Genomic DNA, 20,642 nt, shown 5'->3' on the forward strand with positions numbered 1-20,642 from the left:
GTGGGGGGTACGGCTGACGGATCGCTCGTTGCCCCGGGCGGCCGGCGGAAGGGAGGGTGTGCCGCATGAGTGATCTCTCCCGTCGTTCGGTGCTGCGTGGATTCGGGCTGGCAGGGCTGCTGGCAGCCGCCTCGGCATGCGGCGTACCGCCGGCGCACATAGCCGCGGCGGACCGGGCGGCACGCGACCGCTCGGCGCAGGACAAGAGGCTGAACTTCGCGAACTGGCCGCTCTACATCGACGTGGACGAGAAGAACGCGCAGCAGCGGCCGACACTGGACGCGTTCACCGCGCGGACCGGGATCAAGGTCCAGTACACCGAGGAGATCAACGACAACGACGAGTTCTTCGGGAAGATCAGCCCGGCCCTGATGAACCACCAGGACATCGGCCGCGACCTGATCGTCGTCAGCGACTGGATGTCCGCGCGGTACGTACGCCTCGGCTGGGTGCAGGAGATGGACCGCGCCCGCCAGCCCAACGTCACGAAGTACCTGGACCCGCTGCTGCGCGACCCCGCCTTCGACCGCGGCCGCCGGTTCGCCGTGCCCTGGCAGTCCGGGATCACCGGCATCGCCTACAACAAGAAGGCGCTGGGCCGCGAGATCCAGCACGTGTCGGACCTGTGGGCCCCGGACCTCAAGCAAGGTGACGCTGCTGTCCGGGATGGACGAGGCGTTCGCGCTGCTCATGCAGGGGCAGGGCGTCGACGTCGCGAAGTGGACCGCCGACGACTTCCACCGGATGACGGACCAGGTCGCCTCGCTGGTGCGCAGTAAGCAGATCCGGCGCTTCACCGGGAACGACTACACCAAGGACCTGTCCTCCGGCGACGTGCTGGCCTGCCAGGCGTACTCGGGCGACGTCGTCCAGCTGCAGTCCGACAACCCGGACATCGAGTTCGTGGTGCCCCAGGAGGGCGCGGAGCTGTGGGCCGAGAGCCTGATGATCCCGAACCTGGCCGAGCACAAGCGCAACGCCGAGGCGCTCGTCGACCACTACTACGACCCCGAGGTCGCGGCGGAGCTCGCCGCCTACGTCAACTACGTCTGCCCGGTGCCGGCCGCGCGCGACGTGCTCGCCTCGTCCAAGGACGAGGAGACCGCCGCCCTGGCCGAGGACCCGCTGATCTTCCCGGACGACGAGATGCGCGGGCGACTCGTCGTGGCCCGCGACATCACGCCGGAGGAGCGCCCGGAGTTCGAGGACCGGTGGAACCTGATCGTGGGCCTGTGACCCCGGGCTCGGACGCGCCGTCCAGGAGTTCGCGCAGCACGTCCAGACGGTTGGTGGTGATCGAGTCCACCCGCAGGTCGAGCAGCCGTGCCATGGTGCGCCGCAGGTCGGCGGTCCAGGCCGCGACGAGCAGTTCCCGCTCGCGCGCCCAGCGGACCAGCGGCGGATCGATGAGGCCGAACCGCAAATTGATCCAGCGCGGGCGGACGGCGTCGAGCAGCGCCGGCGCGGGCAGCGCCGAGGTCGTCCAGGTCAGGGCGATCTCGGCGGCCGGGTCGTGCCGCCGCACGGCGAACATGGCCTCGACCGCGCCGCAGTAGTAAGCCTGGGACTCGGCCCCCGCGTCCCGCACGGTGGCCACCGACGCCGCGGCCTGGTCCGGGTTGGTCAGGTCGAGCAGCGCGCGGGCGGTGCCGTGCTTGGTGACGGCCGTCAGCGCGTCGTGCAGTGTCGGCACGCCGTCGGCCGTGAGCCGCCGCACCTGCTCGGCGGTGAGTTCGGCCACGGGGATCCGGTGCCCCCACAACCGCTTCAGCGTCGGATCGTGCAGGAGCACGGGGACGCCGTCGCGGGTGAGGCGTACGTCGATCTCCACCGCGTCGGCGCCCGCCCGCAGGGCGGAACGCAGCGACGGCAGCGTGTTCTCCCGGTGCCGGTACGGGTCGCCGCGGTGGGCGACCGCTACCGCCACGCCCGCCGTGTACGCGTCGATCTCGGCGGCGAGCCGGGCCTTGCCCGGCGCGTCGAGGAAGGACGCCTCGACGGCGTTCTTCGCCAGCGCGGCGACGCCGGGCGCGTCCAGGTCCAGCAGGCGCGCGGCGATCGCGTACTCGTTGTTGAGGTCGGTGCCGAACATCGGCGGGTCGTCGCTGTTGACGGTGACGAGGACACCGGCCTCGACCATCTGCCGCAGCGGGTGCTCCTCCAGCGTGCGGACCGCGCGGGTCGCGATGTTGGAGGTCGGGCAGACCTCCAGCGCGATGCGGTGCTCGGCCAGGTGCTCCAGCAGCCGCGGATCCCGGACCGAGCTGGTGCCGTGGCCGATCCGCTCGGCGCCGAGCAGGTTGATCGCGTCCCAGACGGTCTCGGGGCCGGTGGTCTCGCCGGCGTGCGGGACGCTGTGCAGGCCGATCGCGCGGGCGCGGTCGAAGTACGGCTTGAACTGCGGGCGCGGCACGCCGATCTCGGGGCCGCCGAGCCCGAAGCTGACCAGCCCGTCCGGCCGCAGCTCGGTCGCGATCCGCGCGGTCTCCTCGGCGGAGGCGAGACCCGCCTCGCCGGGGATGTCGAAGCACCAGCGCAGCACGACCCCGAGTTCGGACTCGGCGGCCTTGCGGGCGTCCTCGATCGCCTCGACGAAGGCGCGGTCCGGGATGCCGCGGCGGGTGGAGGAGTACGGGGTGACGGTCAGCTCGGCGTACCGGATGTTCTGCCGGGCCATGTCACGGGCGACCTCGAAGGTCAGCAGCCGCACGTCCTCGGCGTCCCGGATCAGGTCGACGACGGACAGGTACACGTCGATGAAGTGCGCGAAGTCGCGGAAGGTGAAGTACTCGGCGAGCGCGGCGGGGTCGCTGGGAACCCGGGAGTCCCGGTGCCGCGCGGCCAGTTCCGCGACGATCCTCGGCGAGGCGGATCCGACATGGTGGACATGCAGCTCGGCTTTGGGTAGTCCGGCGATGAAGCTTTCGAGGCCGGGTACACGTCCGGTTGCGGTGTCGGTCATGCGGATCCTCCAGCAAGTCAGCGGTGGTGCCATCGTAGACGGCGCCCATGCGGCACGAGGCCTTCCCCTGGCGTACGCAGGCCATAGCATTGCCGGACGTAGTCAGAGGAAGGCCGCAATGTCCGACCAGCCCGACAGCCCCGCCCCCCACAACCCGTGGGCGCCGCCCGCGGACGTCCCGCCGCAGGCCGGACGGGGGCCGAGCCCGGCGGACGGCGGCCCGCCGCTCCCGCCGCTGGCACCGGGAACGGACCGGTACGCGGGCGGTTTCGGGTTCGACCCGCAAGGTCCGCCGGGCGGTCAGTACCCGCCCCCGCCGTATGAGCCGTACGAGCCGTATGAGCCGTACCCGGGAGCGGGTGGCGGGTACCCGGGCTATCCCGGCTACCCGATGGGTCCGTACGGCGGCTGGACCCCGTCACCGCGCAACGGCTACGGCCTCACCGCGCTCGTGCTGGGCATCGTCGGCGCGGTCCTGTCGGTCATGTGCTTCTTCGCGGTCCTCGGCGTCCCGCTGGGCATCGCCGCGGTCATCTTCGGGATCGTCGGGCGGCGGATCGCCAAGCGCGGGGAGTCCACCAACCCCGGGCAGGCGCTGGCCGGGCTGATCCTCGGCGCGGTGGCGATCGTGATGTCCGCCGGAATGCTGGTCACCATAGGGCTGTCGATAGGGAACGGCTGGCTGGACGAGGGCGCCGGGATGCGCGAGCCCGACCAGGGCGGGTACGGCTCGCCGCTGTCCGTCGGCGAGACCGCCGAGTACGACGGCGGGCTGCAGGTCACGGTCGCCGATGTGCGGGACCCGGAACCGGCGCAGAGCGCAAAGAGCGAGGAGGGCGGTGAGAGCGCGATGAAGTTCACCGTCACGTTGAAGAACACGGGCAGCAAGAGCGAGAACCTGGACTACGCGGACGTGTCGGCGTACGCGGACGAGGCGGGGGACAACCCGCTGCAGGACATCTCGGGCACAGGACGGCTTCAGCGGCCAGCTCGCGCCCGGCGCCCAGCGGACGCTGGACTTCACCGTCGTCGTCCCCGACCCCTCGACCGACTCCGTCGAGGTCGACGTGTCCCCGGGCGACTCCTACGACTACGCGTACTGGGACGTGCCCGTCCCCGTTCCCGCCTCGTAGTCGCTAGGCCGTGTCGGACACATCCCGCCTGGCCGGGCGGACGCCGGTATGTGTCAGACACGGCCTAGCGCCGTACCGCCTCCAGGGCCAGCAGCGCGACGTGCAGGGACAGGCACGACTCCACCTGGTCGAGGTCGACGCCCAGGATCCGCTCCACCCGGTGCAGCCGGTCGTAGAACGAGGGGCGCGACAGGTGCGCGGCGTCGGCCGCCGCCGACTTGTTGCGGCCGTTGTCCAGGTAGACGGTGAGGATGCGGACCAGGTCGGAGCCGTGTTCCGCGTCGTGGGCGAGCAGCGGCCCCAGCTCGCGCTCGACGTAGGTCTGCAGCCGGGCGTCGTCGCGCAGCAGGTGCAGCAGTCCGCGCAGCCGCACGTCGGGCAGCCGGTAGTACGTCCCGGCCCTGCGCCGCTCCGCGCCGCCCGGTGAACCGTGCAGCGCGGCGTCGGCGACCTGGGCCGCCTCCAGCAGGGTGCGCCGCGCGTCGCGCAGCGAGCCGACCGACGAGCCGGCCGCCATCACGAACGCGGGCGCCTCGGACGCGGGGTCGACGATCCGGTCGAGGGCGGCTGCGAACCCTTCCAGTGAGCGGTGCTCCTCGTCGTGCGGGCCCAGGGACACCAGGACGCCGACCGCGCCGTCGTCGAGCGCCCCGGTCAGCGCGGTCAGTCCGCGCTCGCGCACCGCGAGCGCCACGTTCTCGGTGAAGTCCCGCAGTCGGGACTGCGCCTCCAGCGCCGCCGACGCGGGCCCGCCGCGCAGCCGCAGCATGACGCCGACCAGCCGGCGTCCCTCGAGCGGCACGCCCAGCGCCCGTGCGCGCAGCCCGACGTCGGAGACGGTCAGCGCGTGGGTGAGGATCCCGGAGAGCAGGGTGCGGTGGGTCTGGCGTTCCAGCGATTCGCGGTCGCGCTCCAGCAGCCGGTTGAGGGCGAGGGTGGCGGCGCCGCGCTCCAGGAGGACCGCGTGCCGGTGCGGGCCGGTCGTCGTCACCGGGCGACCCTCGCCCGAGGTGCGCGGCGGCGGTCCCGGCTCGCCCACCAGGACGAGCCGCCCCCAGTCGCGGCCCCGGGCGCCGACCGAGGTGACGAGCCAGCCGGCCCGCCGGTCGTACCCGGTCCTGCCGGCCGGGGCCACGCCGCGCGAGCGCCGCTCCCAGCCGTCGAGCAGCGCCTCCGGGTCGGAACCGGCCGGGTCGAAGGCCAGCACCTGGTGCGAGAGGTTCTCCAGCACGACCGGCGCGCCCGCCATCCGGGCCACCTCCCGGACGACCTCCTCGGCCTCGGCGCCCTCCACGGACAGTTCGTTGAAGGTCTGGTGCACGGCTTCCGAGGCGCGCAGCTCGGTCAGCTGCGCGTCCACCACATGGGCGTGCACCGCCTGGGTCACGCTCACGAACCGCACCTCGGTGCGCAGCGCCACCAGCGGCAGCCCGCGCCGCTCGGCGGCCCTGACCAGCGGGCGCGGCAGCGCGTCGGCGTACCGCCGGCCCAGCTCCACCACCAGGCCGGCCGCCCCGACGTCCGCGAGAGCGTCGATGTACTGGGCCAGCGACTCCTTGTCCTCGGGGAGCATGACGCCGGTCGTCAGCACCAGTTCGCCGCCCTGCAGCATCCCCGCGATGTCGGCCAGCTCGCTGATGTGCACCCAGCGCACCGGCCGGTGCAGCCCGGCGGCGCCCGCGACCACCTGCGGCGCGCCTCGGCGCAGCGCGTCGAGTTCCAGGACCTGCGCGACGGTGGGAAACACGGTGTGACCTCCGGTCGGGTCGGCGTCCGGCGTGGCCCGGCGCCACTGCCGGGGGCAGAGTGTAAAGCTCTCCGCGCCACCGGTTGCGGTGTGACGGTTCCGTCGCGCGCGGCGCTCCGGCATCGTGCCTCGGGACGCCGGGAGAAGCCGCTGTGCGGCAGATCACGGAAGACAGATTTCGTCGCGTAACCAAAAGGCAACAACGGAATCCCTTGTTGGCCCAAGGCTACTCTGCCAGGATCAGCCATCAATCCAGTCTGCGGCCACGGTGCCAAGCGGATGCGAGGAGACACCATGGACCACCGTTTCGACGTGGAGGACCGGTTCGCGGACGGGGCCCAGTACATCGCCGGCGCCTTCCGCCCCGGCACCTCCGGCCGGCAGCACTCGGTGGTCGACCCGGCTTCCGGTGACACGGTGTACACCTACGAGCTCGCCGGAGCAGCGGACGTGGACGCGGCCGTCGCCGCGGCCAAGGCCGCCCTTCCCGGCTGGTCCGGCGCCACCCCGGCGGAACGTTCCACCGCGATGCACCGCTTCTCCGAGGTGCTGGCCGCGCAGGCGGACGACCTGGCCTTCGCGGAGTCGCTGCAGTGCGGCAAGCCGCTGCGGCTGAGCGCCGGGTTCGACGTGCCCGGCACCGTCGACAACACCGCGTTCTTCGCGGGGGCCGCCCGCCATCTGGAGGGCAAGGCCGCCGGGGAGTACTCCGCCGACCACACCTCCTACGTACGCCGTGAGCCGGTCGGCGTCGTCGGTTCGATCGCGCCCTGGAACTACCCGCTGCAGATGGCGGCCTGGAAGGTCCTGCCGGCCATCGCCGCGGGCAACACCATCGTGCTCAAGCCCGCCGAGCTAACCCCGCTCACCTCGCTGATGTTCGCGCGCGCCGCCACCGAGGCCGGGATCCCGGACGGCGTCGTCAACATCGTCAGCGGCGCGGGCCGGGAGGCGGGCGAGCACCTCGTCGGCCACCCCGACGTCGCCATGACCTCCTTCACCGGCTCGACCGGCGTCGGCAAGCGCGTCGCCGAGATCGCCATCCGCACCGTCAAGCGGCTGCACCTGGAGCTCGGCGGCAAGGCGCCCTTCGTGGTCTTCGACGACGCGGACCTGGAGGCGGCCGTGCACGGCGCGGTCGCCGGCTCCCTGATCAACACCGGCCAGGACTGCACCGCCGCCACCCGCGCCTACGTCCAGCGGCCGCTGTACGACGCGTTCGTCGCCGGGGTGGCCGACCTCTTCGCGGGCATCACGCTCGGCGACCCGTTCGACCCGGCGACCGACCTCGGCCCGCTCATCTCGCACCTCCAGCGGGACCGCGTCGCGGCGATCGTCGACCGCTCGCGTGCGTACGCCACCGTCGTCACCGGCGGCGAGGCCCCCGGCGACAAACTGGCGGCGGGCGCGTACTACCGCCCCACCCTCATCACAGGCGCCGCGCAGGACAGCGAGATCGTGCAGTCCGAGATCTTCGGCCCGGTACTGGTCGTGCTGCCCTTCGACAGCGACGACGAGGGACTGGCCCTCGCCAACGACACCCCGTACGGCCTGGCCGCGTCCGCCTGGACCCGCGACGTCTTCCGTGCGGGGCGGGCCACCCGCGAGATGCGGGCGGGGTGCGTCTGGATCAACGACCACATCCCGATCCTCAGCGAGATGCCGCACGGCGGGTACCAAGCGTCCGGCTTCGGCAAGGACATGTCCGCGTACTCCTTCGAGGAGTACACGCAGGTCAAGCACGTCATGTACGACAACACCGCGATCGTCCGCAAGGACTGGCACCGCACGATCTTCGGAGACCGGTAACCAGCTCCGACCCCGGCCGGACCCCCGGTCCCGGCCGGCCACCCGTGAAAGGGCACAGCGCATGGAGCAGTACGAGACACTCTCGCCGCCCCAGCTCGCGGCGATACGCCGCACCATGACCAACGGGCGTGGTGCCCTCGCCCGCCGGTCGCTGCTGCGCGCCGCCGGACTGGGCGCCGTGGCCACCGCCGGACTGACCGGCCTCACCGGCTGCGGCATTCCGGCGGCGGGCGGGCAGAAGGACTCCGCCGCCACGACGACGGACCACTCCGGCTCCGAGAAGACGGTCAACTTCTCCAACTGGACCGAGTACATCGACGTCACCGACGACGGCAAGCACCGTCCGACGGTCGACGCCTTCACCAAACGCACCGGCATAGCCGTGAAGTACACCGAGGACATCAACGACAACGTCGAGTTCTTCGGCAAGGTCAAGCCGCAGCTCGCCGCGGGCCAGGACACCGGCCGCGACCTGATGGTGCTCACCGACTGGCTGGCCGGCCGGATGATCCGGCTGGGCTGGGTACAGAAGCTCGACCCGTCGAACCTGCCGCACGCGTACGCCAACCTGGAGCAGCGCTTCCGCAGCCCCGACTGGGACCCGGGCCGCGCGTACTCCTACCCCTGGCAGGGCATCGCCACGGTTATCGCCTACAACAAGAAGGCGACCGGCGGCCGGAAGATCACCTCCGTCTCGCAACTGCTCGACGACAAGTCGCTCAAGGGCCGGGTCGGGATGCTCTCCGAGATGCGCGACACGATCGGCATGACGCTGCTCGACCTCGGCAAGAAGCCCGAGACGTTCACCGCGGACGACTTCGACGCCGCGATCGCCCGCGTCCAGAAGGCCGTCGACTCCCAGCAGATCCGCCGCTTCACCGGGAACGACTACACCGCCGACCTCAGCAAGGGCGACATGGCGGCCTGTCTGGCCTGGGCCGGCGACCTCGTCCAGCTGAAGGCCGACAACCCCGACATCGAGTACGTCTTCCCCGACGCCGGCTACATCTCGTCGACCGACAACCTGCTGGTCCCGAACAAGGCGCGGCACAAGAAGAACGCCGAACGCCTCATCGACTACTACTACGAGCCGCCGGTCGCCGCGCAGCTCTCCGCCTACATCAACTACGTCTGCCCCGTCGCCGGAGTCCGCGAGGAGCTGGCGAAGCTCGATCCGGAGCTCGCTAACAACACGCTGATCATCCCGGACGCGGTGATGGCCGCGAAGACCCACTCCTTCCGCTCCCTGTCCTCCGCCGAGGAGACCGCGTACGAGCAGAAGTTCTCCAAACTCATCGGCGCCTGAGCCCGACCGACGACTGACGACATACGGGAAGCGACCCCCATGACACACGACTCCTCCGGCGGCGAGGTCATCCTCTCCGGGATCAGCAAGCGGTACGGCTCCTTCACGGCCGTCCACCCGCTCGACCTCACCATCCCGCAGGGCTCCTTCTTCGCCCTGCTCGGCGCCTCGGGCTGCGGCAAGACCACCACCCTGCGCATGATCGCGGGCCTGGAGGACCCCACCTCCGGCACCGTCTCCCTGGCCGGCGAGGACGTCACGGCGCTACCGCCGTACAAGCGTCCCGTCAACACCGTCTTCCAGAACTACGCGCTCTTCCCGCACCTGGACATCTACGAGAACGTCGCCTTCGGCCTGCGCCGGCGCGGCATCAAGTCGGTGAAGAAGCAGGTCGAGGAGATGCTCGAGCTCGTCGAGCTGGGTTCGATGGCCCGCCGCAAGCCGAACCAGCTCTCCGGTGGCCAGCAGCAGCGCGTCGCGGTCGCCCGCGCGCTCATCAACCATCCCAAGGTGCTGTTGCTCGACGAGCCGCTCGGCGCCTTGGACCTCAAGCTGCGCCGCCAGATGCAGCTGGAGCTCAAGCGCATCCAGACCGAGGTCGGCATCACCTTCGTACACGTCACCCACGACCAGGAGGAGGCCATGACCATGGCCGACACCGTCGCGGTGATGAACGGCGGGCGGGTGGAGCAGCTCGGCGCCCCCGCCGACCTGTACGAGAACCCGGGGTCGACGTTCGTCGCGAACTTCCTCGGCACCTCCAACCTCATCGAGGCCGAGGTCACCGGCACCTCCGGCGACGACCTGCTGCTCGTCGCGGGCGGCCAGAAGCTCGCGCTGCCCACCGCGCGATGTTCGGCGAAGACCACCGTGGGCGGCCGGGTGCTGGCCGGGGTGCGCCCCGAGAAGATCTCCGTCGCGCACCGGGACGACGAGGACGCGATCGCCGACGGCCGCAACCGGATACCGGGACGCATCGTCGACTCCAGCTTCATCGGCGTCTCCACCCAGTTCGTGGTCGACAGCCCGGTCTGCCCGGAGCTGGAGGTCTTCGTGCAGAACGTCGACCGCGACCCGCGGCTGGTGCCCGGCGCCCCCGTCGTCCTGCACTGGAACCCCGCCCACACCTTCGGCCTCGACGCGGCGCAGGACATCGACGCCGGTGTGCAGGAGGTGGAAGCCGCATGAGCACCGTCACCGACCGGCCGCCCACGGTGCCGGAGGCCCCGGCCCCGGTCCCGGCCGCGATGCGCAGGGCCGCCGGGCGCAAGCGCCGGGTGCCGTACTTGCTGCTGCTGCCGGGCATCGCCTGGCTGCTGGTGTTCTTCGTGGCGCCGATGATCTACCAGGCGTCCACGTCGATCCAGACCGGCTCGCTGGAGGCGGGCTTCAAGGTCACCTGGCACTTCGCGACCTACTGGGACGCGCTGACCGAGTACTACCCGCAGTTCCTGCGCTCGTTCGAGTACTCCGCCATCGCGACCGTGCTCTGCCTGGCGATCGGCTACCCGCTCGCCTACACCATCGCCTTCCGGGCCGGCCGCTGGCGCAACCTCATCCTCATCCTGGTCATCGCCCCGTTCTTCACCAGCTTCCTGATCCGCACCCTGGCCTGGGAGACGATCCTGGCCGACGGCGGCTTCGTGGTGCGGACCCTGAACAGCCTGCACATCCTGGACCTGACGTCATCGCTCGGCATCACCGCGGGCGAGCGCGTCCTGGCCACGCCGCTCGCGGTGATCTGCGGTCTGACCTACAACTTCCTGCCCTTCATGATCCTGCCGCTCTACACCTCGCTGGAGCGCATCGACGGCAAGCTGCACGAGGCGGCCGGCGACCTGTACGCCAAGCCCTTCACCGTCTTCCGCAAGGTGACGTTCCCGCTGTCGATGCCGGGCGTGGTCGCGGGCACCCTGCTCACCTTCATCCCGGCCACCGGCGACTACATCAACGCCGAACTGCTGGGCACCACCAACCAGAAGATGATCGGCAACGTCATCCAGTCCCAGTTCCTGCGCGTGCTCGACTACCCGACGGCCGCCGCCCTGTCCTTCATCCTGATGGCGGTGATCCTCGCGATGGTCATGTTCTACATCCGCAAGGCCGGAACGGAGGAGCTGGTCTGATGCGCTGGATACGGAAGAACCTGGTGGTCTTCGCGGGCGTGCTCTGCCTCGCGTACCTGATCCTGCCGAACCTCGTCGTCATGGTGTTCTCGTTCAACAAGCCGAACGGGCGCTACAACTACGAGTGGACGCGCTTCTCCACCGACGCCTGGCAGCACCCGTGCGACGTCGCAGGCATGTGCGGCTCGCTCGGCCTCAGCCTGCAGATCGCGCTGTACGCCACGATCGGCGCTACGGTGCTGGGCACGATGATCGCCTTCGCGCTCGCCCGCTACCGCTTCAAGGCGCGCGGCACGACCAACATGCTGATCTTCCTGCCGATGGCGATGCCCGAGGTCGTGATGGCCGCCTCGCTGGGGACGCTCTTCCTCAACATGCGCGTCCCGTTCGGCTTCTGGACCATCCTCATCGCGCACATCATGTTCTGCCTGAGCTTCGTCGTCACCGCGGTCAAGGCCCGCGTGATGAGCATGGACCCGCGCCTCGAACAGGCCGCGCAGGACCTGTACGCCTCCCCGCTGCAGACGTTCCTGCGGGTCACCCTCCCGCTGGCGGCGCCCGGCATAGCCTCCGGCGCGCTGCTCTCCTTCGCCCTGTCCTTCGACGACTTCATCATCACGAACTTCAACGCCGGCTCGACGGTGACGTTCCCGATGTTCGTCTGGGGCTCGGCGCAGCGCGGCACCCCGGTGCAGATCAACGTGATCGGCACCGCGATGTTCGTGATCGCGGTCCTCGTCGTCGTCGCCGGACAGCTGCTCGGCGGCCGGCGCAAGGCCCGCGCATAAGACCCCTGATCGACACGATCCGACCCGATCACCAAAAGGTGTGAGAACAGATGGACCCAGCCCGTTCGCTCGCAGACGCGCGGCCGACACCCTTCTGGCTGGAGGATCCCGGCCGGCCGCGGCCGCTCGGCGCGCTCACCGGTGACGAGCACTGCGACCTGCTGGTGGTCGGCGGCGGCTACTCCGGGCTGTGGACCGCGCTGCTCGCCAAGGAGCGCGACCCGTCGCGCGACGTGGTCCTGATCGAGGGCAACGAGATCGGCTGGGCCGCCTCCGGGCGCAACGGCGGCTTCTGCGCCGCCAGCCTCACCCACGGCCTGTCCAACGGGCTCACCCGCTGGCCCGACGAGTTCGCGCGGCTGGAGGAGCTGGGCAACCGCAACCTCGACGCGATCGAGGCGGCGGTCGCCCGCTACTCCCTGGACTGCGAGTTCGAACGCACCGGCGAGATCGACGTGGCCACCGAACCGCACCAGCTCGAGGAGTTGTACGAAGCGGCCGAACAGGCGCTGGAGCACGGCGTAGCCCTGGAACTGCTCGACCGGGACCAGGTCCGCGCCGAGGTCGACTCACCGACGTTCCTCGGCGGCCTGTGGGACCGCACCGGCGTCGCGATGGTGCACCCGGCCAAGCTCGCCTGGGGCCTCAAGCGCGCCTGCCTCGGGCTGGGCGTCCGCATTTACGAGCACACCCGCGCCACCGCGCTCACCGCGAACGGCGCCGGCATGGCCGTGCGCACTTCGTACGGACGGGTCTTCGCCCGCCAGGTCGCCCTCGGCACGAACGTGTTCCCATCGCTGGTGAAGCGGGTGCGCCCGTACATCGTCCCGGTGTACGACTACGCGCTGATGACCGAGCCGCTCACCGAGGAGCAGCTCGCGTCCATCGGCTGGAAGAACCGGCAGGGGCTGGGGGACAGCGCCAACCAGTTCCACTACTTCCGGCTCTCGGCCGACAACCGGATCCTGTGGGGCGGCTACGACGCGATCTACCCCTACGGCGGCCGGGTCGCGGCCGAGCGCGACCAGCGCCCGGAGACCAACCTCAAGCTGGCGGAGCACTTCTTCCGCTGCTTCCCGCAGCTGGAGGGCGTGCGCTTCACCCACACGTGGGGCGGCGCGATCGACACCTGCTCCCGCTTCTCGGCGTTCTTCGGGACCGCCCACGGCGGAAAGGTCTCCTACGCGGCGGGCTACACCGGCCTCGGCGTCGGGGCCACCCGGTTCGGCGCGGACGTCATGCTCGACCTGCTCTCCGGGGAACGCACGGAACGCACCGAGTTGAAGATGGTCCGCAGCAAGCCGATGCCGTTCCCGCCCGAGCCGTTCACCTCGGTCGGGATCGGGCTCACCAAGTGGTCCCTGGACCGCGCCGACCGCAACGGCGGGCGGCGCAACCTGTGGTTGAAGGCGATGGACAAGGCGGGGCTGGGCTTCGACAGCTAGGTCGTGTCGGACACATACCGGCGTCCGCCCGGAGGGCGGGGCCCGGGGCGTCTGGTGCGTGCGATCGCACGGCGGAGGGTCGCCCCTGTACTGGACGTACCGGGGCGGCCCCGACAACTGGGGGCCCCTCCCAGCGGTAGCTGGGGGAGAGCGCGCGTGCCAGGCGTCCCGGGCCAGGCGGGATGTGTCGGACACGGCCTAGTGCGGGGGCGCGCCCGGGGACTCGTCATGTGCGCCGCGCGCCCCTCGGGCGCCCCGTCCGCATGCCGTGAGCCGCTCCACTACCAATCAGTAGCGGAACCCGCGTAATAATCCGCCCTCCCCGCGCTCTCTTCCCTGTCAGCACCATCAGCTTCACGGGGAACGGAGGGACCGGCATGGGCAGCGCCGGTGCTAAGAGTGCGGTCGAATGGCTGGTATCCGCGGCGCCCGATCCCGAGGGCTGCCGGTGGGACTGGGAACGCAGCCCTCTCGGGGTCACGTTGCTGCCCGCCGGCAGGCTCTGGGACGTGCTGATCCTGACGGGGGAGCTCGGCTACCCGACCCTGGACGTGCTGAACCGGCTGGTGGACCGCCCGGGGCCGGTCCTGTCCGACTTCGGGGACTCCCGCATGGGGTTCTTCGTACCGCCCGGAACGGCCGCCCGCTGGATCGCCACCGGCGTGCGCGGCGCGGGCCACGGCACCTGGATCGTCATCCCCTACCCCGGCCGGGCCACCGGCGGGGTCCGCTGGCTCGTCCCGCCCGACGGCACCGGGCACCTCACCGATCCGGTGGTCCTGGAACTGGCGATGCACGAGGCAGTCGCGCGGCTCGTGGGCGAGGGCTGACAACCGGCCGTGCGGGCGCCGCGGCGACGGCTGACGCCGCTGCCCGACGATCTGTAAGGCGCTGCGACGCGCCGCCGACACCTTGCTGCTTGTACGCCCCGCCACGCCCTCGCGAGACTGGTGGCAGGCTTACGAGAGAAGGGTCCCCCCGTGTCCACCAAGAACATCACCCACTGGATCGCCGGCCAGGCATGGACCGGTACCGCGGAGCGGCGCGGCGATGTGTACGACCCGGCCACCGGGGCGGTCACCGGTCAGGTGGACTTCGCTTCGATCCGTGAGGTCGACCAGGCCGTCAGCGCCGCCGTCGAGGCGTTCCACGGCTGGCGCGGCGCGTCGGTCGCCAAGCGCAGCCAGGTGCTCTTCGCCTTCCGTGAACTGCTCAACTCCCGACGCGACGAACTGGCCTCGATCATCGTCTCCGAGCACGGCAAGGTGCACTCGGACGCGCTGGGCGAGATCGCCCGCGGCATCGAGGTCGTCGAGTACGCGTGCGGCATCCCGCAGCTGACGAAGGGCGGCTTCACCGAGCAGGCCTCCACCGGCGTCGACGTCTACTCGATCCGCCAGCCGCTCGGCCCGGTGGCGATCATCTCCCCGTTCAACTTCCCGGCCATGGTGCCGATGTGGTTCTTCCCCATCGCCATCGCCGCGGGCAACACGGTGGTCCTCAAGCCCTCGGAGAAGGACCCCTCGGCCGCGAACTTCATCGCGGAGCTGTGGAAGGAGGCAGGTCTGCCGGACGGCGTCTTCAACGTCGTGCACGGCGACAAGGTCTCCGTCGACCGCCTGCTGGAGCACCCCGACGTCAAGGCCGTCTCCTTCGTCGGCTCGACGCCGATCGCCCGCTACGTCTACGAGACCGGCACCCGCTACGGCAAGCGCGTCCAGGCGCTCGGCGGCGCCAAGAACCACATGCTCGTGCTGCCGGACGCGGACCTCGACCTCGCGGCCGACGCCGCCGTCAACGCCGGGTTCGGTGCGGCCGGCGAGCGCTGCATGGCCATCTCCGTCCTCGTCGCGGTCGACCCGGTCGGTGACGAGCTCGTGGAGAAGATCAAGGAGCGGATCGCCGGTCTGAAGGTCGGCCCCGGCTGCAACGGCGACTCCGAGATGGGCCCACTGGTCACCGGCGTGCACCGCGACAAGGTCACCTCCTACCTCGACGCGGGGGTCGCCGACGGCGCCACCCTCACCGTCGACGGTCGCAAGCACCCGATCTCGGGCGAGGGCACCGCCGATGGCTTCTGGCTCGGCCCGACGATCTTCGACAACGTCAAGCCGGGCATGTCCGTGTACGACGACGAGATCTTCGGTCCGGTGCTCTCCGTGGTGCGCGTCGACTCGTACGACGCGGGCCTGGAGCTCATCAACGGCAGCCCGTACGGCAACGGCACCGCGATCTTCACCAACGACGGGGGCGCGGCCCGCCGCTTCCAGTACGAGGTCGAGGTCGGCATGGTCGGCATCAACGTCCCGATCCCGGTCCCGGTCGCCTACTACTCGTTCGGCGGCTGGAAGAGCTCGCTCTTCGGCGACACGCACGCCTACGGCGAGGACGGCGTCAAGTTCTTCACCCGCGGCAAGGCGGTGACGCAGCGCTGGCTGGATCCCAGCCACGGCGGCATCAACCTGGGCTTCCCGACGAACAGCTGACGTCCTCACCCATCGGCGCCGGGCTGGTCCGTACTCCGGACCTGCCCGGCGACGCTGTCCTTCGGCCCGGCCGCCGGGGTCATGGCGACCCCCGCCAGCAGCGCCGCGCACAGGCACCAGCTGCCCAGGACGTCCAGCGGCCAGTGGTATCCGCACCACACCAGTGACACACCGACGGCACCCAGCACCAGCAGGACCCCGGTCGTGAGCAGCCGCCGGAGGGCGGCGCCGCGCAGGAGGGGGAGCACGAGGAGGGCGGTGGCGCCGATGGCGAGCGACGCCGACGCCGTGTGCCCGGACGGGAAGAAGCCGGGGTAGGAGCCGGGGCCGAGGCGGCGGTGGCCGGGGGAGGGGCGGGCGACGGCCGTCTTGATGACGCTGACGATCAGCGGGACGGCGGCCATGGCGAGCGCCGCGGCCAGCGGACGTGCCCACCACCGGGACAGACCGGCTCGGCGCTGCCACCACGCGGTGCCGCCGACGGCGGCCGCGAGGAGGGGCACCGCGATCTGCGCGTTGCCGAGGTCGCAGAAGAACTGCCCGGCACCGTGGAGCTCCCGGTGCCGTGCGGCGGCGTGCTGGACGCGCCGCAGCAGCCACCAGTCGGCGTCGACCAACGGACCCTTGACGACGACCTGCCAGGTGACCAGCGTGAAGAGCAGCAGGCTGACGACCAGGGCGATCACGACCGGCGTCAGGGCAAAAGTCGGCCGCCCCGGAACAGGGGGGAGAGTTCCGGAGCGGCCAGGTCGATCCCCGTGCCGCTCGTCCCGGGGGGTTTGGGACGGACGGTCGATCGATCGGCGAAGAGTGCCGGAACGCTCGGTTCCGACGCTGTTGTGCGCGAGGGCACTGCTGTGCCGGCAATGGGGGGTCGCCGGCGCGGTGTCGCCCGTGGACTCCCACGAGCGGGGTGGTGCGGTGTATCTGCGGAAACCGTACGTCACCGACGACGCTCCCGGGAGAGCGATTACCCCTCCGCCATCAGGCCCGCACACCTTCTTCACCGATGCCGCCCCCCTACCCAGAGTTACACCGGGAGTCACACCCGGGTGAGGGCCTCCTCGATGATGTCGAGACCCTCGTTCAGGAGATCTTCGCCGATAACCAGCGGCGGCAGGAAACGCAGCACGTTGCCGTAGGTGCCGCAGGTCAGAACGACCAGGCCTTCGGCGTGGCAGGCCTTCGCCAGGGCGGCGGTCGCCGCGGCGTTCGGGGTCGTGGTGCCCGGCTCCACGAGCTCGACGGCGATCATGCCGCCGCGGCCGCGTACTTCGCCGATCACGTCGAACTTCTCCTGCATCGTGCGCAGACGGCCCTTCATGACCTCCTCGATGCGCCGCGCCCGGGCGTTGAGGTCGAGCTCCTTCATGGTCTCGATCGCGCCGAGCGCCGCGGCGCAGGCCACCGGGTTCCCGCCGTAGGTGCCGCCGAGGCCGCCCGCGTGCGCGGCGTCCATGATCTCGGCGCGACCCGTGACGGCCGCGAGCGGAAGGCCGCCCGCGATGCCCTTGGCGGTGGTGATCAGGTCCGGGACGATGCCCTCGTCCTCGCACGCGAACCACTGGCCGGTGCGGCAGAAGCCGGTCTGGATCTCGTCCGCGACGAACACGATGCCGTTCGCCTTCGCGAACTCGGCGATCTTCGGCAGGAAGCCCTTGGCCGGCTCGATGAAGCCGCCCTCGCCCGCGATCGGCTCGATCACGATGGCGGCCACGTTCTCGGCGCCGACCTGCTTGGTGATCATGTCGATCGCCTGGGCCGCGGCCTCCTCGGCGCAGTTCTCAGCGCCGGTCAGCCAGCGGTAGCCGTAGGCGAGCGGCACGCGGTAGACCTCGGGCGCGAACGGCCCGAAGCCCTCCTTGTACGGCATGTTCTTGGCGGTGAGCGCCATCGTCAGGTTGGTGCGGCCGTGGTAGCCGTGGTCGAAGACGACGACCGCGGTGCGCTTGGTGTACGAGCGGGCGATCTTGACCGCGTTCTCGACGGCCTCGGCGCCGGAGTTGAACAGCGCGGTGCGCTTCTCGTGGTCGCCCGGGGTCAGCTCGTTGAGCTGCTCGGCGACCTCGACGTACCCTTCGTACGGGGTCACCATGAAACAGGTGTGGGTGAAGTCCGCGAGCTGCGCGGTCGCCCGCCGCACCACGGCCTCGGCGCTGTTGCCGACCGAGGTCACCGCGATACCGGAGCCGAAGTCGATGAGCGAGTTGCCGTCCACGTCCTCCAGCACGCCGCCGCCGGCGCGCGTCACGAAGACGGGCAGGGTGACACCGATGCCGTTGGGGACGGCCGCGACCTTGCGGGCCATCAACTCCTGCGACTTCGGGCCGGGGATCGAGGTGACGAGCCGGCGCTCCTGGGACAGTTCGGTCATGGCGGGCGTACTCCTCTTATATGTCCACGGGCTTTTCCCGCAGGCTAAGCGGGGGCCGCACGGACCCGCTTACTCCGATAGGGCGCAGTGGCGGGCGGCCATTCGACACGGCGGACAGTCCGCTTCCCGGCAGACCGTAGTCCCGGCAGGCGATTTCGGCACCCGCGCCTCGCGAAGCGCCATGATCCTTATGGACCGGTGCCCGCTCCACTACATTGAGTTCCGTCGCTGGCGACGAGGCTGAGGGGCGGCCGGTAGTGGATATCGAGGGTACGCAGGGATTCCGGAAGGCCGCGCCCGCGACCCCGGTGCCGAGGCCGGCGGGGCCGCCGCCGATGCCGCAGGCGCCACCGGTGTCGGCGCTGGAGACCTGGCTGCGCACACCGCGCCACCACGACGCCCCGGGGATCTTCGCGTACGGGCACGTGCCCCGTCCGCCGGAGGATCCGGGCCGGCTCGCCGGACGGCGGCTGATCGGCGGCGCCGTGCTGGCCCTGCTGTGCGGGCTGTTCGTCTGGTCGCTGCTCTGGAACTACTTCGGCAGCCTCTGGCTCAAGCCGATGTTCTGGCTCATCCCGGACACCTGGGCGTACACCGGCGACCGCGTCGCCTACACGGTCGCGTCCAATGCCTACTACCTGATCTGGATCTGCCTGCTGGCCTATCTGTTCGGCCGGGCCGGTCACTGGCCGGAGGTCTGGCGCCGGTACGCGGTCCCCGCGCTGGGCCGGCTGTGGGACGAGCCGGCGCAGCCGGGAGCGCGGCCCGACGGGCAGCCCGTCGAGGACGACCCCGTCCAGTGGCCCGAGCTGCGGGCCGCGGGGCAGCACGCGGTGGCGGACCGGCTCGCGGGCGAGATCCGCGGCGGGCGGATGAACGACGTCGACTACACGCGGATCCGTCGTGCCTGGACGGCGGCGCGGGCGGAGTCGCGGGGGATCGAGGTCTTCGTCGACACCGTGCTGCGGCAGGGCGCCGCGGCGTTCCTGCACCCCTCCGGCGCGCGCGACCTGCCGTTCCGCTCGGCGCGGCACGACCTGCTCGGCGGCCAGGTGCGGATCGGCCTGGCGCCGGCCGAGGACCGCAATCCCTACCGGCACCGGGGTGCGGGGCTGGCGCTCGACCCGTCGCTGCTCGGCACGGGACTGGTCGCCGTCGGCCCGCCCGGCTCGGGGAAGACCCGGCAGCTGGTCCGGCCGGTCGTGGAATCGCTGTGCCTGCAGGCGCTGTCCGGCACCGCGGCGGTCATCGCCGTGGGCTCCGCGGGCGCCGATCTGGGACCGGCGGACGCCTTCGACGTCGTGATCTCGCTCGGTGACCCCTCCTCGCGCTACGACCTGGACCTGTACGGCGGCAGCCCCGACCCGGACGCGGCGGCGAGCACCCTCGCCGAGGCGCTCATCGACGACGGGCCCACGCACGAGACCGACATCCGCCGGGCCGCCACCGCGCTCTCCCAGCTGCTCGGCCCCTACCGCGCCGCCCACGGGCGGTTCCCCGCCGTCACCGAACTGCGCGAGCTGCTCGACGGCATCCCGCACGCGTTCGCCGCGCTGCGCGGTGCGCTGGACCTGGCAGGGGAGCCGGGACCGGTCCGCGAACTGGAGGCCCGGCAGCGGCAGGCGGGGCGGCCCGACGACATCGGCACCCTGCTCGCCGACCGGATCGCCCTGCTCGACCGGCCGGCCTTCGCGGGCTTCTTCGACGTCACCGGCCGGAGCCGGCCGTTCTCCATGCACACCCTGGAGCACCCGCTGCGGGTCCGGGTCGACCTGCCGGAACGCGGCCACGCCGAGGCGTCGCGGATCCTCGCGCGGCTCGTGCTCGCCCAGTTCACCGCGGCGGTCACCGGCCGCCGCGACCGGTCGCTCTTCGCCTGCCTGGTCCTCGACGACGCCGCGCACACCATCACCGGCGAGTCGGTGCGCGGACTGCAGCGGCTGCGCTCCGCCAACGCCGGAGCCGTGCTGGCGCTGCGGACGCTCGACGACGTCCCCGAGGCGCTGCGCACCCCGCTGCTCGGTGCGGTCGGCTGCCGGATGGCGCTGTCCGGGATCACCACCTGGGACGGGAAGCGCTTCGCCGAGGCCTGGGGCACCACCTGGGTCGAGACCCGGGACGTGACGCGTACGCCGGACCAGTCCGGCGGTACGCTGCGCCGCCTCAACCGGGGGGTGCGGCGGCTGTTCACCGGGGAGGCGGTCACCACCGAGTCGGTGACGGTCCGCAGTGTCGAGCGGGAGCGCTGGTCCGCCTCCGAGCTGGCCCACTCGGTGCCGGCCGGGCACGCCGTCGTCTCGCTCACCGCCACCGACGGCGAGCACGCCCCGCCGATACTGGTCGACCTCCGCGCCTGACACCCGGGGTCCGACCCCGGGGCCGAACCCGGGTCCGACCCGCACCTGTTATCGGACGTCCGGTGCCGGAATCTGGACGGTGAGGCAGAATCGGAACCGGCCACCCCTA

General features: G+C 71.3%; 14 protein-coding genes and 2 pseudogenes. 11 read left to right on the forward strand and 5 right to left on the reverse strand.

Going from position 1 to position 20,642, the window contains the following annotated elements; translation table 11 throughout:
- The first annotated feature begins 65 nt into the window (after positions 1-65).
- A pseudogene (locus M2266_RS25970) lies at positions 66-1,236 on the forward strand (spermidine/putrescine ABC transporter substrate-binding protein).
- Here the strand turns inward: M2266_RS25970 and M2266_RS25975 are convergent.
- Together M2266_RS25975 and M2266_RS25980 are read right to left on the reverse strand one after the other, a co-directional pair.
- Positions 1,178-1,927 (reverse strand): glycerophosphodiester phosphodiesterase, encoded by a 750-nt coding sequence (locus M2266_RS25975; RefSeq protein ID WP_277441357.1) that lies wholly within the window; start codon positions 1,925-1,927, stop codon positions 1,178-1,180. The pseudogene M2266_RS25970 and the gene M2266_RS25975 sit on opposite strands and share 59 nt — an antisense overlap.
- A gap of 3 nt (positions 1,928-1,930) precedes the next feature.
- Positions 1,931-2,962 (reverse strand): annotated as a pseudogene (locus M2266_RS25980) (adenosine deaminase); the annotation flags it as partial.
- 118 nt (positions 2,963-3,080) lie between these two features.
- On the opposite strand from M2266_RS25980, the gene M2266_RS25985 reads away from it, so the two are divergent.
- Positions 3,081-4,163 (forward strand): DUF4190 domain-containing protein, encoded by a 1,083-nt coding sequence (locus M2266_RS25985; protein ID WP_277440355.1) that lies wholly within the window; start codon positions 3,081-3,083, stop codon positions 4,161-4,163.
- Here the strand turns inward: M2266_RS25985 and M2266_RS25990 are convergent.
- Positions 4,160-5,842 carry a PucR family transcriptional regulator gene (locus M2266_RS25990; RefSeq protein WP_277440356.1) on the reverse strand — a complete coding sequence of 561 codons (1,683 nt, stop codon included), beginning with the start codon at positions 5,840-5,842 and terminating at the stop codon, positions 4,160-4,162. The two genes, M2266_RS25985 and M2266_RS25990, sit on opposite strands and share 4 nt — an antisense overlap.
- A 294-nt stretch (positions 5,843-6,136) precedes the next feature.
- Between M2266_RS25990 and M2266_RS25995 the strand changes: the two genes are divergently transcribed.
- From M2266_RS25995 to M2266_RS26030, 8 genes are all read left to right on the forward strand, one after another.
- A complete protein-coding gene (locus M2266_RS25995) occupies positions 6,137-7,651 on the forward strand; it encodes a gamma-aminobutyraldehyde dehydrogenase (protein WP_277440357.1) in 1,515 nt (504 codons plus the stop codon).
- A 61-nt stretch (positions 7,652-7,712) separates the two neighbouring features.
- On the forward strand, positions 7,713-8,957 hold the full coding sequence (locus tag M2266_RS26000; RefSeq protein WP_277440358.1) for an extracellular solute-binding protein: 1,245 nt from the start codon (positions 7,713-7,715) through the stop codon (positions 8,955-8,957).
- Between the two features lie 39 nt (positions 8,958-8,996).
- On the forward strand, positions 8,997-10,145 hold the full coding sequence (locus tag M2266_RS26005) for an ABC transporter ATP-binding protein (RefSeq protein ID WP_277440359.1): 1,149 nt from the start codon (positions 8,997-8,999) through the stop codon (positions 10,143-10,145).
- Positions 10,142-11,083 carry an ABC transporter permease gene (locus tag M2266_RS26010; RefSeq protein ID WP_277440360.1) on the forward strand — a complete coding sequence of 314 codons (942 nt, stop codon included), beginning with the start codon at positions 10,142-10,144 and terminating at the stop codon, positions 11,081-11,083. The genes M2266_RS26005 and M2266_RS26010 overlap by 4 nt, the downstream gene beginning before the upstream one ends.
- Positions 11,083-11,871, forward strand: a complete 789-nt coding sequence (locus M2266_RS26015; protein ID WP_277440361.1) for an ABC transporter permease — start codon at positions 11,083-11,085, stop codon at positions 11,869-11,871. The genes M2266_RS26010 and M2266_RS26015 overlap by 1 nt, the downstream gene beginning before the upstream one ends.
- Before the next feature lie 50 nt (positions 11,872-11,921).
- The gene (locus M2266_RS26020; RefSeq protein WP_277440362.1) at positions 11,922-13,316 is read left to right on the forward strand and encodes an FAD-dependent oxidoreductase; all 1,395 of its coding nucleotides are present in this window, start codon (positions 11,922-11,924) and stop codon (positions 13,314-13,316) included.
- Between the two features lie 377 nt (positions 13,317-13,693).
- Positions 13,694-14,146: a hypothetical protein gene (locus M2266_RS26025; RefSeq protein WP_277440363.1), complete on the forward strand. Its 453-nt coding sequence runs from the start codon at positions 13,694-13,696 to the stop codon at positions 14,144-14,146.
- 150 nt (positions 14,147-14,296) lie between these two features.
- On the forward strand, positions 14,297-15,802 hold the full coding sequence (locus M2266_RS26030; RefSeq protein WP_277440364.1) for a CoA-acylating methylmalonate-semialdehyde dehydrogenase: 1,506 nt from the start codon (positions 14,297-14,299) through the stop codon (positions 15,800-15,802).
- Positions 15,803-15,807: 5 nt separating this feature from the next.
- Here M2266_RS26030 and M2266_RS26035 read toward each other — a convergent pair whose 3' ends face one another.
- Together M2266_RS26035 and gabT are read right to left on the reverse strand one after the other, a co-directional pair.
- Positions 15,808-16,488, reverse strand: coding sequence for a phosphatase PAP2 family protein (locus M2266_RS26035; protein WP_277440365.1), 681 nt, complete (start codon positions 16,486-16,488; stop codon positions 15,808-15,810).
- Positions 16,489-16,844: 356 nt separating this feature from the next.
- A complete protein-coding gene (gene gabT / locus M2266_RS26040; RefSeq protein WP_277440366.1) occupies positions 16,845-18,176 on the reverse strand; it encodes a 4-aminobutyrate--2-oxoglutarate transaminase in 1,332 nt (443 codons plus the stop codon).
- Positions 18,177-18,433: 257 nt separating this feature from the next.
- On the opposite strand from gabT, the gene M2266_RS26045 reads away from it, so the two are divergent.
- Positions 18,434-20,533, forward strand: a complete 2,100-nt coding sequence (locus tag M2266_RS26045; RefSeq protein WP_277440367.1) for an ATP-binding protein — start codon at positions 18,434-18,436, stop codon at positions 20,531-20,533.
- The last annotated feature ends 109 nt before the right edge of the window (positions 20,534-20,642 follow it).

It is taken from the genome of Streptomyces sp. SPB162 (genome assembly GCF_029504575.1).
GTDB lineage: Bacteria > Actinomycetota > Actinomycetes > Streptomycetales > Streptomycetaceae > Actinacidiphila.

Bases quoted from the DNA above. Each gene is read 5' to 3' on its own strand.
- M2266_RS26020 (WP_277440362.1), top strand. From the start codon at position 11,922: ATGGACCCAGCCCGTTCGCTCGCAGACGCGCGGCCGACACCCTTCTGG.
- M2266_RS26010 (WP_277440360.1), top strand. From the start codon at position 10,142: ATGAGCACCGTCACCGACCGGCCGCCCACGGTGCCGGAGGCCCCGGCC.
- M2266_RS26025 (WP_277440363.1), top strand. From the start codon at position 13,694: ATGGGCAGCGCCGGTGCTAAGAGTGCGGTCGAATGGCTGGTATCCGCG.
- gabT (WP_277440366.1), bottom strand. From the start codon at position 18,176: ATGACCGAACTGTCCCAGGAGCGCCGGCTCGTCACCTCGATCCCCGGC.
- M2266_RS25985 (WP_277440355.1), top strand. From the start codon at position 3,081: ATGTCCGACCAGCCCGACAGCCCCGCCCCCCACAACCCGTGGGCGCCG.
- M2266_RS26005 (WP_277440359.1), top strand. From the start codon at position 8,997: ATGACACACGACTCCTCCGGCGGCGAGGTCATCCTCTCCGGGATCAGC.
- M2266_RS25995 (WP_277440357.1), top strand. From the start codon at position 6,137: ATGGACCACCGTTTCGACGTGGAGGACCGGTTCGCGGACGGGGCCCAG.
- M2266_RS26000 (WP_277440358.1), top strand. From the start codon at position 7,713: ATGGAGCAGTACGAGACACTCTCGCCGCCCCAGCTCGCGGCGATACGC.
- M2266_RS26015 (WP_277440361.1), top strand. From the start codon at position 11,083: ATGCGCTGGATACGGAAGAACCTGGTGGTCTTCGCGGGCGTGCTCTGC.